The organism is Promicromonospora xylanilytica (genome assembly GCF_054782895.1).
In genome coordinates this window covers 88585-105116 of sequence record NZ_BAAGRP010000014.1, presented here as the reverse complement: position 1 = coordinate 105116, position 16532 = coordinate 88585, and the positions used below count along the sequence as shown (strand labels likewise).

General features: G+C 73.3%; 14 protein-coding genes. 13 read left to right on the top strand and 1 reads right to left on the bottom strand.

Annotated features, from left to right (window positions below; genetic code table 11):
• Positions 1–24: 24 nt before the first annotated feature.
• Positions 25–1431 carry a M15 family metallopeptidase gene (locus tag ACYVK7_RS14795; RefSeq protein WP_460888480.1) on the bottom strand — a complete coding sequence of 469 codons (1407 nt, stop codon included), beginning with the start codon at positions 1429–1431 and terminating at the stop codon, positions 25–27.
• Between the two features lie 546 nt (positions 1432–1977).
• Here ACYVK7_RS14795 and ACYVK7_RS14790 point away from each other — a divergent pair.
• The 13 genes from ACYVK7_RS14790 to ACYVK7_RS14730 all read left to right on the top strand — a co-directional run bounded on the left by ACYVK7_RS14790 (position 1978) and on the right by ACYVK7_RS14730 (position 16403).
• On the top strand, positions 1978–2598 hold the full coding sequence (locus ACYVK7_RS14790; protein ID WP_460888479.1) for a biotin transporter BioY: 621 nt from the start codon (positions 1978–1980) through the stop codon (positions 2596–2598).
• Between the two features lie 216 nt (positions 2599–2814).
• Entirely contained in the window at positions 2815–4035 is a 1221-nt protein-coding gene (locus ACYVK7_RS14785; protein WP_460888478.1) for a toxic anion resistance protein, read from the top strand.
• Between the two features lie 20 nt (positions 4036–4055).
• Positions 4056–4631 carry a hypothetical protein gene (locus tag ACYVK7_RS14780; RefSeq protein ID WP_460888477.1) on the top strand — a complete coding sequence of 192 codons (576 nt, stop codon included), beginning with the start codon at positions 4056–4058 and terminating at the stop codon, positions 4629–4631.
• A complete protein-coding gene (locus ACYVK7_RS14775; protein WP_460888476.1) occupies positions 4628–6118 on the top strand; it encodes an AAA family ATPase in 1491 nt (496 codons plus the stop codon). The genes ACYVK7_RS14780 and ACYVK7_RS14775 overlap by 4 nt, the downstream gene beginning before the upstream one ends.
• Positions 6115–7419, top strand: coding sequence for a hypothetical protein (locus ACYVK7_RS14770; RefSeq protein ID WP_460888475.1), 1305 nt, complete (start codon positions 6115–6117; stop codon positions 7417–7419). The genes ACYVK7_RS14775 and ACYVK7_RS14770 overlap by 4 nt, the downstream gene beginning before the upstream one ends.
• The gene (locus ACYVK7_RS14765; RefSeq protein WP_460888474.1) at positions 7416–8441 is read left to right on the top strand and encodes a glutamate ABC transporter substrate-binding protein; all 1026 of its coding nucleotides are present in this window, start codon (positions 7416–7418) and stop codon (positions 8439–8441) included. The genes ACYVK7_RS14770 and ACYVK7_RS14765 overlap by 4 nt, the downstream gene beginning before the upstream one ends.
• Positions 8438–9541, top strand: a complete 1104-nt coding sequence (locus tag ACYVK7_RS14760; RefSeq protein WP_460888473.1) for a hypothetical protein — start codon at positions 8438–8440, stop codon at positions 9539–9541. Before ACYVK7_RS14765 ends, ACYVK7_RS14760 begins: the two co-directional genes overlap by 4 nt.
• Entirely contained in the window at positions 9538–11820 is a 2283-nt protein-coding gene (locus tag ACYVK7_RS14755; RefSeq protein ID WP_460888472.1) for a serine/threonine-protein kinase, read from the top strand. The genes ACYVK7_RS14760 and ACYVK7_RS14755 overlap by 4 nt, the downstream gene beginning before the upstream one ends.
• A 121-nt stretch (positions 11821–11941) precedes the next feature.
• On the top strand, positions 11942–13054 hold the full coding sequence (locus ACYVK7_RS14750) for a protein phosphatase 2C domain-containing protein (protein WP_460888471.1): 1113 nt from the start codon (positions 11942–11944) through the stop codon (positions 13052–13054).
• A 26-nt stretch (positions 13055–13080) separates the two neighbouring features.
• Complete coding sequence (locus tag ACYVK7_RS14745; RefSeq protein ID WP_460888470.1) at positions 13081–14379, top strand: VWA domain-containing protein; 1299 nt, start codon at positions 13081–13083, stop codon at positions 14377–14379.
• A complete protein-coding gene (locus tag ACYVK7_RS14740) occupies positions 14376–15263 on the top strand; it encodes an FHA domain-containing protein (RefSeq protein WP_460888469.1) in 888 nt (295 codons plus the stop codon). Before ACYVK7_RS14745 ends, ACYVK7_RS14740 begins: the two co-directional genes overlap by 4 nt.
• A gap of 461 nt (positions 15264–15724) precedes the next feature.
• A complete protein-coding gene (locus ACYVK7_RS14735) occupies positions 15725–15901 on the top strand; it encodes a hypothetical protein (RefSeq protein ID WP_460888468.1) in 177 nt (58 codons plus the stop codon).
• Between the two features lie 352 nt (positions 15902–16253).
• Entirely contained in the window at positions 16254–16403 is a 150-nt protein-coding gene (locus ACYVK7_RS14730) for a hypothetical protein (protein ID WP_253870071.1), read from the top strand.
• The last annotated feature ends 129 nt before the right edge of the window (positions 16404–16532 follow it).

The following is a 16532-nucleotide window of genomic DNA, read 5'->3' as shown; positions in this document are numbered from 1 at the left end:
AGGGGCTCGGTCAGGCGCGGCGGCTCAGTAGCTGTTGGGCGCCTCGACGGACTGCCAGTGCCACGGCTCCGGGTTGCGCCCGGACGGCTCGGCGAACGGCGGGTGCACCCAGCCGTACGCCTCGGCGTTCGCCTTGAGCCACTCGTACTGGGCCGAGCCGAACGTCTGCACGCCACCGCCGATGTCGATCGCCGGGCCCGTGCCGTGGTTGGAGCACCCGGGTGGCGCGGCCGTCTTGGACGACGGGTCGTACAGGGCCTCCTGCTGCGCGTAGGTGCGGTAGGAGGAGTTGATCGTCAGGTTCACGCCGAACTGGGCCGCGTACGCGGCGTTCAGGTCGGCGAGGCCACCGACGACGTCCGCGCGCACGGAGTGGCTCGACGAGAACGGGATCGACGCCAGCTCCGACGACGACAGGTGGCCGTTCTCCGCGGTCCACACCTGGTCGGGTTCCGGGCACGTGCCGGCAGGCGTGGTGTCCGTGCCCGTGGTGCCGGCGTCCGCTCCGGTGTCCGGGTCGGTGGCGTCAGCGACCGCCGGGTCCTCGGCAGCGTCCGCATCGACCTCCACCGCGTCGTCCGAGGTCGCGGCCAGCACCACGGCGGTGGCGTCCTCGACCTGCGCCGTCGTGGCGGACAGTGCCGCTGCCACCTTCTCGATCTCCGTGAGGAGCTCGGACACCGCGCTCCCCTGCCCCTGCACCTGCTCCGACAGCGCGCCCGCCCGACCGTCGAGGTCGGCGGCCTGGTCGAGTGCCGTTCGCAGGGCCTCGCGGTCCGCCACTCCGGCGACCTCCGCCGACTCGGCGAAGGCCTGCTCGCCCACGGCCGCGGTCTCCCGCAGGTCGGCTCGCGCCTGCTCCAGCGCGCTCATGGCACGTTCGAGCCGGGCCTGCCGACCGGACTCGACCACCCGACGGGTGGCCTCCCGCAGGGCGTCGGTCGCCGCCTCGACGTCGGCACGCAACGTGCCCACCTGGTCCAGCAGCGCGACGGCCTGCTCCTGCGTGCCCGACGCCGACCAGGTCGCCGCACCCAGCGCCGTCGCCGTCCGCCGGGCGTCGTCGAGGGCCGCGTCGAGGGCGCGGCGTTCCGGCTTGGGAGCGGCCTGTCCGTCCGGGCCCTCAGCGGCGGTCCGCGCGGCCTTCATCTCGACGGAGAGCTGCTCGCGGAGCGTCACTGCCTCGTCGGCGGCCGCCTGCGCGTCCGGCACGGCCGACGACCCGTGCGCGGCCACCGGGGCCTGGTCGAACAGACCGAGCGCATACGCGCCACCGGTCGCCGAACCCAGACCCAGCACGACGGCGACGACGACCCACCGCACGCGCCTGCCCCGGCGTGCCCTGCGCTCAGCGGCCCGCCGGGCGCGCGGAGAGGACGGCGCCGGGTGCGGCGTCGGCAGCTCCGGCCACAGCGGCGTCTCGGTGAGCACCGAAGAAATCTACGCCGCCGCGTGGCGCGCGGAAGCCCTGGCGCGGGTGAATTCCGGCGGATCGAGGCGGACGCCCACGCTGTCCGGCGTCGAGCCGCAGTTTGTGGGTCGATCAGGCAGTGTGGCTGGTGCCGAACCGCACGATGCTCGTGGTCCCACGTGCCGAGCCGAAAGAAGCACGTCGCTCAGAGCCCGGATCGACGCGTGACCTGCGGTTCGACGCCGAGCCGCACCACGATCTTGCGGTTCGACGCCGAGCCGCACCAGCCACCCAGGAGCTGGACGGGCCGACCGCTCCCGGCAAGGTCCGCTTCCAGAACGCAATCACGCATGCTGACCGGCCGAGAACCAGGCCCAAGTGCATGCTCGGACCGGACCACGCCCGACAGACCCGGCCCCACGTCCTGCGGGGAACGCCAGCGGCTCCGGCAGGGTGTCAACAGTGGGCCCGGTACCTGATCCGTGACCAAAGGTTGTCGAACATCGCAGCGCCAGTTCCCGACACCGCTCGCGACACTGGTAGCCGCCCACCAACCTGGAGTGCACATGTCGATCGCTGCTACCGCCCCTCGTGACTACCTCCTGCGGCCCTGGTCCGGCACCGTGGCGCGTGAGGTCGCGCTGGTCGGCGGGGCCGTGCTGCTCACCGCGCTGCTCGCGCAGGTCGCCATCCCGGTGCCGGGTTCGCCCGTGCCGGTCACCGGCCAGACGCTCGCCGTCATCCTCGTCGGAGCCACCATGGGGATGCGCCGTGGCGTGACCGCCATGGGCGTGTACGTGCTGCTCGGCGGGCTCGGGGTGCCCGTGTACTCCGACGGCGCCGGCGGTATCTCGGTGGTGGCCGGCCCGACCGGCGGGTACCTCATCGGGTTCGTCCTCGCCGCGGCCGTGATGGGCGCGCTCGCCGAGCGCGGGTGGGACCGCACCCCGCTGCGCACCCTTGCTCTCGGCGTCATCGGCCAGGCGCTGATCTTCGCCGTCGGCGTGCCGTGGCTGGCGCTGGCGGCAGGGCTGGGCCCGGCCGAGGCCGTCGCCGCAGGGCTCACGCCGTTCATCGTGGGCGGCCTGGTCAAGGGGGCGGTCGCCGGCCTGCTGCTGCCGTCCGCGTGGCGGCTGGTCCGGCGCGAGCCGCACGGGACGCGAGAGCCGCGCGAGACCCTGGACTGAGCCACACCCCGACGTTGCCGGGTGAAATGAAACAGCGCGAGAGCGGGACAGCACGGCGCAGGTCGAAGTGGCTGCGGCCGTGCCCACCGCCCGTAGGGAACTCTCCTGGTCGCCCCCTCGTTCTCACCCCGCCGGGCAGCGCCTCCGCCCCCCAGCGGCGATGGCCCGCGGCATATACTCGCCGCGTTCGGACGCCCTATCTCGCGAGGAGCACCGATGACCGAGCCGATGCCGCTTCAACCGCCTGCCCCCGCCGCCGAGCCCCTGGTGCTCAGCGCACCCGACCCGGTCCAGCCCGTCGCGGCGACCCAGGCCCCCAAGATGGCGCCCAAGGTGGACCCCACCGCGGCTCCGGCGCTCGACAAGAAGGTCAGCACCTACCTCGACGGGCTGCTCAGCGCCGACACCAAGAGCCCGGAGTTCGCCAAGCGTGCCGACGACGTGCGCACCATGGGCGACCAGGACATCCGGCAGGCCGCTGACTCCAGCAACCGGCTGCTCGCCACGCCCGTCCGGGCGCTGAAGGAGGGCGGCCTGGCCGACGGCTCCAAGGTGGGCCAGACACTGCTGGAGCTGCGCCGCACCGTCGAGGACCTGGACCCGTCCGAGAAGAGCGTGGGGCGCAAGTTCCTCGGCGTCATCCCGTTCGGCGACAAGCTCCAGGACTACTTCCGCCGCTACGAGTCCGCGCAGGGGCAGCTCAACGCGATCATCCAGTCGCTCTACAACGGCCAGGACGAGCTCCGCAAGGACAACGCGGCTCTCAACCTGGAGAAGCAGAACCTCTGGGACACGATGGCGCGCCTCAACCAGTACATCTACGTGGCCGAGCGGCTCGACGCCCAGCTCGCCACGAAGATCGCCGAGCTGCAGATCGCCGAGCCCGAACGGGCCAAGGCATTGAGCGAGGACGTCCTGTTCTACGTGCGCCAGAAGCACCAGGACCTGCTCACGCAGCTCGCCGTGTCCATCCAGGGCTACCTCGCGATCGACATCATCATCAAGAACAACATCGAGCTCACCAAGGGTGTCGACCGGGCCACCACCACGACGGTCTCCGCGCTGCGCACCGCCGTCATCGTGGCGCAGGCGCTCGCGAACCAGAAGCTCGTGCTGGACCAGATCGGGGCGCTGAACACCACGACGTCGAACATGATCGCCTCGACCTCCAAGATGCTCGCCGACCAGTCGGCGACCATCCAGGAGCAGGCGGCGAGCTCGACCATCGGCATCGAGCAGCTGCAGGAGGCGTTCGCGAACATCTACGCCACGATGGACTCCATCAGCGACTTCAAGAGCCGGGCGCTCGACTCGATGTCGCAGACCATCGGCGTGCTGCAGACCGAGACCACCAAGGCCTCCGAGTACGTGGAGCGGGCACGGCGCACCAACACCGACGGCGTGGCGAGCGGTTCTCTCGACCTCAACACCCCGTGACGGCGGGCTCGGAGGCAGGCATGAGCTGGTGGCGGCGACTCTTCGGCGGCGGACGTCCGCAGGAGGTGGAGCAGACCGCCGTGATCCCGGCCCCGCCCACGACCGAGCAGATCGTGACGTCCGTCGACGCGGTGCTGGAGCGCGCGTCCGGCAAGGCACCCGCCGCGGTGACCGCCCGGGTGCAGCGCGTGGCGGAGACCGTGCACGAGATGGCACCGCGCCTGGACCGGCTCGGCGCCGGGTCCCAGCAGGCGCACACCGTGGTGGCCACCGCGACGAGCTACCTGCCCGAGGCCGTCGACGCGTACCTGCGCCTCCCCCGGGACTTCGCCGACCGGCGGGTGGTGGACCGCGGCAAGACGTCGCTCATGATCCTGTGCGACCAGCTCGACCTGCTGGGCGCCACGATCGACAAGATCTCCGACGCAGTGTCGCGCGCCGACGCCGTGGCCCTCGTGGCCCACGGCCGGTTCCTCGAGGAGAAGTTCGGCACCTCCGGCCTCACGCTCCCCACCGCGAGCCCGGGCACGCCGGCGCCCCCGGAGTCGCCGGGCCACGAGACCGGGTCGGGTCACCGCCCCCTGGAGGCCCCGTGAGCACGACGGCGCTCGCCGCAGCCCTCGACGCCCTCGCAGCGACAGCCGCCGTCGCCGGCGTGAGCGGCCCGGCCGCACGCACCGAGGGCGAACGGCTGGCGGCAGCGGTCGCCGAGTCGTCGCCCGGCGCCCCGGCGGACTGGATCACGGCGACCGCCCGTCCGGCGTCGGGCAGCCTGCAGCCGTTCTTCGACGCCGCCGTGAGCGCCCGCCGCTGGCGCAGCGCGCCGACCGACCTGCTCGAAGACCTCATCGCGACCGGCTCACCCCACAGCGCCGAGTACGCCGAGGCGCTGGCCGCCGTCGTCGACGCGGCGGCGAGCCTCGGCGACCCCAGCATCAGCGCCATCGCGGCGGCAGAGGGCACCAAGGCGGTCCACCGCAGCGCCGCAGCAGGCCGCGACCGAGCCTCATCGCCCCCGACAGCACACCCCCTGCCAACCACCCCACCCCACCTGACGCACCCAACCCAGCCACGCACCCCACCGCTGTTCCCCACCGCAGAAGGCGACGGACCAGACAAGGCCGCGGGGTCCGAGACACCGCGCCGGGATGTATCCCTTCCCGAAGTGGAGGGCCCCCTGGGGCCCGTGAACGCATCCCGGCGCGGTGTCTCGGACCCCGCGGCCGCCCCAGCCGAAACCCCCGAAGAGCCGGAAAGAACCTTGGACCAGCTCCTCGAAGAGCTCGACCAGCTCATCGGACTAGGACGAGTCAAGGACGAGATACATCGCCAGACCGAGCTCCTCCGCATCGAGCGCCTACGCGGCGAGGCGGGCCTGAGCGCCCCGACGCTGACCCGGCACCTGGTGTTCGTGGGCAACCCAGGCACGGGCAAGACGACGGTGGGCCGGCTCGTCGCCGGGATCTACCGCGCGCTGGGCCTGCTGGACAAGGGGCACCTCGTGGAGGTGGACCGGTCCGAGCTGGTGGCGGGCTACCTGGGGCAGACCGCCGAGAAGACGACGGCGGTCGTCGAGCGCGCCCTGGGCGGCGTGCTGTTCATCGACGAGGCGTACGCGCTGGCCGAGGACCAGTACGGCCGTGAGGCCGTCGACACCCTCGTCAAGGACATGGAGGACCACCGCGACGACCTGGTGGTCATCGTGGCGGGCTACCCCGGCCCGATGGCCCGGTTCGTGAGCACCAACCCGGGACTGGAGAGCCGGTTCGCCCGCACCATCACGTTCGAGGACTACACCGCCGACGAGCTGCGGCAGATCTTCGCGTCCATGGCCCGGGCCGCCGACTTCGAGCCGGAGCCGGCCGCGCTGGAGCGGTTCGACCGCCTGGCGGCGGACCAGCCCCGTGGGGAGGGCTTCGGCAACGGGCGGTGGGCACGCAACGTGCTGGATTCCGCAATTGCCCGGCACGCCTGGCGCCTGCGGGACGTTGAACGACCGACGCTGGACCAGCTGCGCACGCTGGTCCCGGAAGACCTGGAGGATGTCGTGGACATCGGCACTGACGGCGAGGCCACCACGTGACCGCACCGCTGACGACGAGCCCTGGCGTGCCCGGGACGGACCCGGCGCCGGCCGCCCCGACCTCCCGGCTCGCGGCGCGCCTCGCGACGACCCCTGGGCGGCTGGCACTGGCCACGGCCGTGGCCGTGCTGGCCTGCCTGCTGCTGGGGGTGACCGGCTTCCTCGCGGGCAACGGCCAGGCCGCCGCGCTGCGGGACGCCCAGCGGGACGCCGCCCAGCTGGTGGGCACGCAGGAGCTGCGCAACGACCTGGTGTCGGCGGACGCGACGGCGACCAACGCGTTCCTCGTGGGCGGGCTGGAGCCGACGGAGGCGCGCGCCCGCTACGAGGCGAGCCTCTCCGAGGCCGCCGAGGCGGTCCCGTCGCTGGCGGCGACCGCACGCGGTGACGGCGAGGCCGCCGACCTCGCCGCGGTGTCCGACTCCGTGCAGCGTTACGCGGGTCTCGTCGAGTCGGCCCGGGCGAACAACCGGCAGGGCTTTCCCGTCGGCGCCGCCTACCTGGACCAGGCGTCGTCGGCGCTGCGCGACGAGGTGCTGCCCACCATCGACGAGGTGGCGGTCTCGACGTCGGAGCGGGTCGACTCCGACATGGGCTCCGTCGCCCTCGCCCAGGCGCTGCTGCTCTTCGTGCTGCTGGCCCTGGTCGCGCTGGGCGCCGTCCAGCTCTGGCTGGCACGGCGCACGCACCGCGTACTGAACACGGGGCTGGCGGTGGCGAGCGTCGCCCTCCTGGTGGGCGGCGTGGTCGTGACGGCGGCCGTGCTGGGCGGCAACGGCGTGGCCCGGTCGGTCGCGAGCGGCCCGTACGCGGCGACGGTCGCCACCTCGGAGGCGCTGTCGCTGGCCACCGACGCCAAGTCGATGGAGTCGTTCACGCTGATCAAGCGGGGCTCGGGCAGTGAGTTCGAGGAGTCCTACCAGACGTCGGTCGCCGGGGCGCGTGACCTGCTGGGCGAGGCGGAGGACGCGGAGGGCTCCGGTTCCGCCGACTCCCTGTCGCTCCTGAACGCCTGGGACGAGAAGCACACCGAGATCCGCGCGCTGGACGACGGCAACGACTGGGAGGCGGCCGTCCAGGCCGCGACGTCCCGGGCCGACGACTCGGCGGGTGCGGCCTTCGCCGCGTTCTCCGACCAGGCCCACGCCGAGGTCCAGGCCACGAGCACGGACGCGGTCGACCGGCTCCGCTCGGCGGCGACCACCGCGCAGGTCGCGGCGTGGGTGGCCCTCGTGCTCGGTGCCGCGGGGGCCGTTGCCGCCGCCGCCGGGATGAACGTCCGTCTGAAGGAGTACCGATGAGCACGCGCGCAGCCCGCAGACCGATCGTCACCGCCCTCGTCGCGCTCGCCCTGGTCGGCACGACGGCGGCGTGCGCACCCGAGACGACCACCCACCTGCTCACGGGCGCGGCCGGGATGAGCTCGACCACGCAGGAGTCCACGCAGGAGTCCGCGGCGCAGGGGCCGGCCGACGCGACGGCGCCCGGCACGGCCACCGCCGCCCAGGACTGCGCCGACGGCCGACCGGCCGTCGCGTCGCTGGACCCGGGCGGCAGCCCGGAGGTGTCGTCGGGCTCCACGATGGCGGACATCCGCGAGCGCGGCTTTCTCCGTGTGGGCGTCTCGGCGGACACGCTGCTCATGGGTTCGCGCGACCCGTTCACGAGCGACATCGAGGGCTTCGACATCGACGTGGCCCACGAGGTGGCCGACGCGATCCTCGGCGACCCGGACAAGATCCAGTTCCGCGTGATCACGTCGGGCGACCGCGAGACGGTCCTGGTGGACCACGAGGTCGACATCGTGGCGCGTGCCTTCACCATCAACTGCGAGCGCTGGGAGAACATCGCGTTCTCGGCGGAGTACTACCACGCGGGCCAGAAGCTCCTGGTGCCCTCGACGTCGGACGTCGAGGGCGTCGACGACCTGTCCGGACAGCGCGTCTGCGCCCCCGAGGGCACCACCACCCTGGAGCGGCTCGGCGAGTGGGAGGGCGTGGAGGCGGTGCCTGCCGCGACCCACACCACGTGCCTGGTCCTGTTCCAGCAGGGGGCCGTCGACGCCATCACCGGCGACGACACGGTCCTTGCCGGCTTCGCGGCGCAGGACCCGTACGCGAAGGTGGTGGGCGACCCCGTGAGCGACGAGCCCTACGGCGTGGGCGTCCCCGCCGACCAGCCGGACCTGGTGCGGTTCGTCAACGGCGTGCTGGAGGACATGGTCGCGAGCGGGCAGTGGGAGAAGTCCTACGCGCGCTGGCTGGGTGACGCGCTCGGGCCGGCGCCCGCGGCCCCTGAGCCCGTGTACGGGCGGACGCCGTGAGCAGGTCCCACCGCGCGCCGGCTCCGCCCGGTGCCCTGGGCGTCGCGGCGGAGCCCGCCGCGCTCCTCGCCTACCTGTCCGAGCTCCAGGCCTGGCTCGACGCACGCCGCGCCGACCTGGACCGCCTGGACACCGCGGCCCGCCAGTCGGGTGAGAACGCCGTGACGGGCGACGTCGTGCTGGCGCTCACGCTGTGGCAGGCGGTGCGCACACGCACGGACGAGCTGGTCACGGTCTGGGACTCCGGCCGTGCGGACGACGTCGCACGTGAGCGCATGTCCCAGCTGATCTGGGGCCGCCTCGGCGGCGACCCCGCCACGTCGCTGCTCTCCCTGGTCGACGCGGCGCGGCTGTGCGACGCCCAGGCCGACCAGCTCGCCACCCGTCTCTCGTTCGACCCGCACGCCGCCGACCTGACCGCCCGTCTGCGGACCGTGGCTGCGGGCATCGTCCGGGCCGAGGACGCCGCCCACGCGTCCGCCGACACCGAGGACGACGCCGTCGTCGCCCGGCTGCGCGACCGGCACGCGCGCCTCACGTCCGACGTCGCCAGGGGCGCCGACGTCACCGGCCCGCTCGGCGCGCTCGAGGACGACGTGGCCCGCACGGAGCGGGACCTCATCGTCGCGACGGCCCGACGCCGTTCTCTCGCCAAGGACCGGGAGCGCGCCGTCGCGCTGCGCACCACCCTGGCGGACCGGGCACCCGTGCTCACCCGGGTGGCGGACCGCTGCCGCCGGGAGATCACGGACCCGCCGCACCTCGCGATCCCGGACGTGACCCGCCTCGGCGACGTGCCGGACGACCCGGACCGGCTCACGACGTACGTCCAGCGGCTGGGTGCCGTCGAGCGGGCGATGGAGCGGGTCGAGGACGCCTACACCGCACCCCTGCGCGAGCGCGCCGAGCTGCGCTACCGCGTCCGGAACCTGATGACGAAGGCCCAGGGCAACGGCCGCGCGGCGTCGTCCACCGTGAAGGCGGGCGAGGACGAGGCCCGCGAGGCGCTGGACGCCACGCCCTGCGACCTCGCCCTGGCACGGCACTTCACCGAGCAGCTCGAGACGCTCGTGCGCGATCTTCCGAAGGGACACCGATGACCACACAGGCGTGCGCCGAGCCGGGCTGCCGCGGCACCATCGAGGACGGCTACTGCAACGTGTGCGGGGCGCCGGCGGGCGGCAACCCCGCGGGGGGCGCGCTCGCGGCGGTCGCGGCCTCGTGGGGCGCCGACGACACGACCGTGCGCGCCTCGGGCGGCGTGCCCGGGGCCATGGAGCAGCCCTCCACGGGGCGCACCAGCTCGTCCCGCCTCGCCTCGACGGCCCTGGGGTCCGCCCGGGTCGGGTCGGGCAGCTACCAGACCCGGCGGGTCGGCACCGGCTCGACGCGCCTGCGCGGGCACCGGCTCGGCGCAGGCCTCACCACGGTGCCGCACACGCCGGTGGCCGACCCGCTGCAGGCCGTCATGGCCACGCCGGAGCTCGCGGAGAACAAGCGGTACTGCCCCACGTGCGGGCAGCCGGTAGGACGCGCCCGCGAGGGTGTGCCGGGACGGATCGCCGGGTTCTGCGGGCACTGCGGTGCCCGGTACGACTTCGCCCCCGCGCTCAAGGCCGGCGACCTCGTGGCCCGCCAGTACGAGGTGGTCGGCTGCCTCGCCCACGGTGGCCTGGGCTGGATCTACCTGGCCCGCGACCGTAACGTCAGCGGGCGCTGGGTGGTGCTCAAGGGTCTGCTCAACTCGGGCGACAAGGAGGCGTACGAGGCCGCCGTCGCCGAGCGGCAGTACCTCGCGGAGGTCGAGCACCCGCTGATCGTCGAGATCTTCAACTTCGTGCTCCACGAGGGCCTCGGCTACACGGTCATGGAGTTCGTGGGCGGCAAGTCGCTCAAGGACGTGCTCAAGGAGCGCCGTGGCCAGGGTGGCGGCCAGGCCCGGCCGCTGCCGGTGGACCAGGCCATCGCGTACATCCTCGAGGTGCTGCCCGCGTTCAGCTACCTGCACGACCGCGGTCTGCTCTACTGCGACTTCAAGCCGGACAACATCATCGCCCAGGGCGACGGCGTCAAGCTGATCGACATGGGCGGCGTGCGCCGCGTCGACGACCTCCAGTCCGCGATCTACGGCACCGTCGGCTACCAGGCGCCCGAGGTGGCCGAGATCGGCCCCTCCGTGGCGTCCGACATCTTCACGCTCGGCCGTACGCTCGCCTCCCTGGTGCTGGACTTCCGTGGCAACACCACGGTGTACCAGGCGTCCTTCCCGCCCGTCGCCGAGACCCCGGTCTTCCAGCGGTACGACTCCTTCTACCGGTGGCTGGCCAAGGCGTGCGCGCCCGAGCCCGCCGACCGGTTCGCGTCGGTCGACGAGGCCCGCGTCCAGCTCCTCGGGGTGCTCCGCGAGGTCGTCGCCACCGACAAGGGTCCCGGGTACACCGCGACGACGTCGGCGGAGTCGGTCCTGTTCGGAGTGCCGCCGCTCGACGGTGCGGAGAACGCCCTCGGCTGGCACGAGCTGCCCCTGCTGAAGGTGGACTCCACCGACCCGATGGCGTCCTGGCTGGCCGGCGTGAACCTCGCCGACCCGGTGGCCCGCACGGTGGCGCTCGCCGGCGCCGCCGAGCCCACCGTGGAGGTGCGGCTCGCCCTGGCGCGCGCCGCCATCGAGGCCGGCGACCTCGACCGGCTGCGCGCCACCGTCGCGCAGATCCTCGAGCACGACCCCTGGGAGTGGCGCGCCGCCTGGATGGAGGGCCTCGGGCACCTCTCGACGGGCGACCCCGCCGCGGCCCGCGCGTCGTTCAACGCGGTCTACGGGCAGGTGCCCGGGGAGCCCGCGCCCAAGCTCGCCCTCGCCACCGTCTGCGAGGTCTCCGGCGAACCCGGGGTCGCTGAGCAGCTGTACAGCACCATCGCGCGTGCCGACGCCAACTACACCGGGGCGGCCGCGTTCGGCCTCGCGCGTGTGCGGTCGGGGAGCGGCGACCTCGACGGCGCCCTGGGCGCGCTCGACCTGGTGGGCCCGACCAGGGGCTCGTTCCCCGACGCCCGCCTGCGGCGCGCCCACCTCCTCGTCGGCGCGCGGCGCACCCTCGTCGACCTGTCCGACGCCGTCGCCGGGCTCGACGCCGCGCACGTCGCCGACCGGCCACGGGCCGCCGTCACGGTCGACGCCCTGGCCGGCGCGCTCGGCCTGGTCACCCGCGGTGGCCCCGACCCGAGCGTCCGGGTGGCCGGGGCTGAGGCCACCGAGCCGGAGCTGCGGGACCGTCTCGAGCTGGCCCTGCGCGACCTCGCCCGCCTCACCGACGACCGCTCGGAGCGCGTAGCGCTCGTGGACCGGGCAAACTCCGTACGGCGGTGGACGATGCGCTGAGCGACACGCCCGGCGAGTCCGGCGCAACGAGAACCACCGAACGGTGAACCGATCCTGGTGATCCGCTGAAAGACAGTCGCGGGGCGCGAGCCCTGACGGACGCAAGGAGACCGACCCAGACATGAGTGCCGACGACAGTAACCTCGCCCGCTGCCCCGACTGCGGAGAGAACGCGGCGCCCCGCGCCCGGTTCTGCGAGAACTGCGGCACGCCGCTGGGCGGCACCGACGGGAGTCCGCCCTCCGAGGTGACCCTCGAGCTCGCGCCGACCGTGCTGGACCCCGACCCCGCGACGGGCGACTCCTCCGCACGGCGGTCCTGCGCCGCCTGTGGCGGCACGATCGCGCCGGACGGGTACTGCGCCGACTGCGGCACACCCGGCCAGTCCGAGCGTGACCACTTCGAGGAACGCCCGGCCGGCTGGGTCGCCGGCGTCTGCGACCGCGGAGTGCGGCACGCGCGCAACGAGGACGCCATGGCCCTCGCAGCAGGCGGTACCTTCGCCGCCCTCGTGGTGTGCGACGGCGTGTCCAGCGCACCCGACTCCGACGTCGCCTCGCTCGCCGCGAGCCGCGCGGCCCGCGACGTGCTCGTGGCCTACGGGCCCGAGGGGTCGAGCTCCGTGCAGGGCGCGACCAGCCGCCGCATCGCGGGGTGGACGGACGCGATGGTCGCCGCGTCCCGCGCGGCGGGCCAGGCCGTCCGGGGGGCCGCTGAGCAGCTCGCCGCGACGAAGGGGAAGGACGTGACGGACGACCCGCCGTCGTGCACCTTCGTGGCGGCAGTCGTGGACGACGGTCTGGTCGTCGCCGGCTGGCTGGGCGACTCCCGTGTGTACTGGCTGCCGGACTCCGGCCAGCCGGAGCAGCTCAGCGTCGACGACTCGTGGGCGCAGGAGATGATCGCGGCGGGCGTGCCGCGGGCCCAGGCGGAGACGTCGCCCCAGGCGCACGCCATCACGCGGTGGCTCGGCCCGGACGCCCCGGACACCGACGCCCGCTGCGCCGCCACCGTCCCGTCCGGACCGGGCTGGCTGCTGGTGTGCTCGGACGGCCTGTGGAACTACTGCTCCGACGCGCACGAGATGAGTGACCTCGTGCGCCGGTTCGCCGGCTCCGGCGACCCGCACACCACGGCCGCCGCGCTGGTGCGCTGGGCCAACGCACAGGGCGGGCGCGACAACATCACCGCGGCACTCGCCCGCGTCTCCCCCACTGTCACCGAGCAGCGATAGCCTGCCGTTACCCGAGAGGAGCCACCGTGGCCGAGTTCTCCGCCGAGGTCTTCCAGAACGAGTTCCTGTCCGACGGCGGCACCGACGTGCACGCGGTCGTGTCCGTGACCTGCACGGGTGCCGGGACCACCCAGCGCGCCGCCGCCGGTGCGGACGCCGGCGCGGGCGGCGTCGCCGAGATCGTCGCCGTCGACACCTCCGGTTCCATGCAGGGCCGCAACATGGAGGCTGCCAAGCACGCGGCGGCCGTGGCCGTGGACCAGATCCCGGACGGCACGCTGTTCGCGATCATCGGCGGCTCCCACGTGGCGTCCCGGATCTTCCCGTACCCCAACGCGCGCGTGCCGATGGTCGCCATGGAGCCCGGCGCACGCAGCGAGGCGAAGCGCGCCATCTCGACCATGGCTGCGGGCGGCGGCACCGCCATCTCGTCCTGGCTCCGCCTCGCCGACGACCTCTTCGCGACCGCGCCGGTCGCGCAGAAGCACCTCATCCTGCTGACCGACGGCAAGAACGAGTCCGAGCCGTCCGCCCACCTGAACCAGATGATCGCGGACGTCACCGGCCACTTCCAGTGCGACGCCCGCGGCGTCGGCGACCGCTGGGTGGTCGAGGAGCTGCGCAAGATCTCGACGGCGCTGCTCGGCACCGTCGACCTCATCGCGCGGCCGGAGGACATCGCCGACGACTTCGCGGCCCTGGTGCGCAAGTCCATGGCACGTGGCGTCGCGGCGGTGGACCTCCGGGTGTGGGCACCCCAGGGGTCACAGGTGCTGTTCGTGCGGCAGGTCGCGCCAGAGGTCGACGACCTCACCGGCCGTCGCACCGAGGTGAACGCGCTGACCAGCGCCTACCCGACTGGCGCGTGGGCCGACGAGACCCGTGAGTACCACGTGGCGGTCCGCGTGGCGCCCAAGCCGGTGGGCTCGGAGCAGCTCGCGGCCCGGGTGCAGGTCGCGGTCGACGCAGAGGTGCTGGCATCCGGCCTCGTCAAGGCCAAGTGGTCGGACGACTCCTCGCTCACCGCCCGGATCAGCCCCGAGGTGGCGCACTACACGGGCCAGGCGGAGCTCGCCTCGGCCATCCAGGAGGGCCTGGCCGCCAAGGCCGCAGGCGACGAGGCGACGGCGACCGTGAAGCTCGGCCGTGCCGTCCAGCTCGCCGCCGAGACCGGTAACGACGACGCCACCTCGCGCCTGCGCAAGATCGTGGAGGTGGAGAACGTCGAGGAGGGCACCGTGCGGCTCAAGCGGAACACCGCCAAGCTGGACGAGATGGCACTCGACACCGCATCCACCAAGACGACCCGGGTACGGCGCGCATGACGGTCACCTGCCCGGAAGGCCACACCAGCCACGCCACCGACTACTGCGACGTGTGCGGCACGCCGATCCCGGCCGGGACGGCGGAGCCAGCGGGCAGCCTGCCGGGTGCGGCGGAACCTGGTTCTGCCGCATCTGGTTCGCCGGGGCAGGAGCCGGGCGGGGCAGGAGCGCCCGCGACCGGCGAGAGCGGCCCCGTGACCTGCCCCAACTGTGGCGAGCTGTCCCCCGCCGGTTCCCTGTTCTGCGAGAACTGCGGGTACGACTTCACCACCGGCACACCGGCCGCGCCCACGCCCCCGCCGTCCGTACTGGACCTGGGTGCGCCGCCGCCGGCATCGAGCGGATCGTCGGGTGGGCCGGCACCGGTCGCCACGCCCGCGCCCGCTGAGTCACCAGCACCTGCCGGGCCGTCGGCACCGACGGGGGCGTCTGCGCCGGCGCCGGGCGACGGGGGCCTCAGCGCACCTCCGGTGCCGGGCGACGACACCTGGGTGGCGGAGATCTGGGTCGACCCCGACTGGTACGCGCACGAGCGTCCCGAGGACCCGATGCCGTCGGCCGGCCTGCCCGGCCTGGTGACACTGCGACAGCGCAGCCTCCTGGTGGGGCGGCCGTCGCAGTCGCGCGCCATCCGGCCCGACGTCGACTGCGGCAGCGACCCCGGGGTCTCCCGGCGCCACTGCCAGCTGACCACCGACGGGATGCGCTGGTGGGTGGAGGACCTGGGTTCGTCGAACGGCACCTTCGTCGCCCCCGCCGGTGAACCGCTGCCCGACGACGCGCTGGCCCAGGGCGTCCGCAAGGAGATCGAGGAGGGCGACCGGATCTTCATCGGCGCGTGGACGCGCCTGGTCATCCGCAAGGCCCTCCCGGGCGAGGTATAGCCGTACCGCCAGGACGGTTGTTCCGGTAGCTGCGGCGGGCCCGAACTGAGCCGGCCCGGACCAGACTGGCTCGGACTGAGCCGGTTCGGACTGAACTGACTCGGACTGAACTGACTCGGATTGAACTGACTCGGCGTGGGCACTGGCGCGCGGCAGCGACGCCGAACCGCACGTTACGAGTCACCGACGACGCCGAACCGCAAGGAACACGTGCTCCGGACCCTGTATGGACTCATAACCTTCGGCTGGCGCCCAGGGGAACGCACCGGTTGCGGTTCGGCGCAGCCGAGGCTCGAACGTCGGGCGAGTCGCGAATAAAACCGTGCGCCCTCCGAGTGTTACCTGGGAGGCTCAAGGCACACCGCGGTGACGTCCGTCCGGTCCCATACCGGGCGGTGGACAGGGTCCGGCCAGACCCATGTCGGGAGACCGACACCTCCAGCGTCACGAAAGGCACTCACGTGCACACCCAGTACGACCTGGCGATCTCCCTCCATCGGGACCGCCTCCGCGACGCCGAGGAGTACCGGCGTTCACGCACGCTCCGTCAGGAGCAGAAGCGACGCAGGGCCGAGGCCCGCGCCGCACACCGCACGGACCGCGCACAGGCAGCCGCCCTGCGCGCACGTTCGGCATGACCCCCACGGACGCCGAAGCAGAGCACGTGCCCAGCACCCGCTCTGCTTCGGCGTCGCCCGTTCGGCAGCAGGCGACACCCGGCCGGCAGCAGTCATCACCCACTCGGCCGCACCGGCCCGTTCAGTGGCCCACGTCACGGCGCTGAACGAGAAACACAGGAAACCGTCTCGTGAGAGGCCCCGAGGCCCGGAATGGTGCCGCAGATCACCGCTGTCCACCTTGCGGGGGATTTCCGGAATCTGGGATGATGTAACACGACGGAAACAGTGTGGGACACCAGGCCGCGACCCGGCCGGTGAGCTTCCCCGGCACCGTCGATCTCTCCCCACCCCTCGGAAGGAACCCCCAGACATGCATGCCCAGACCGCGTACTACATCGGCCGCGCCCAGGTTGCCGAGATCGCGCGTCGCGCGGAGATCGTCGGTGCGCAGGAGCGCGCGCTGCGTGAGCGCCCCGAGCGCCACACCAACAAGCGCGTCAAGCGACTGCGCCTGATCTGACCCACTGCTGATCGGCCCGGCACCAGCCCGGCGTCGAGCATCCTGGCCCTTCCTCGGACGACCCCGGTCGCCAGCGGAAGGGCCTTTCTGCTGCCCCGTAACCGACTCTCGTTCAGCAGGCTCCGGGCG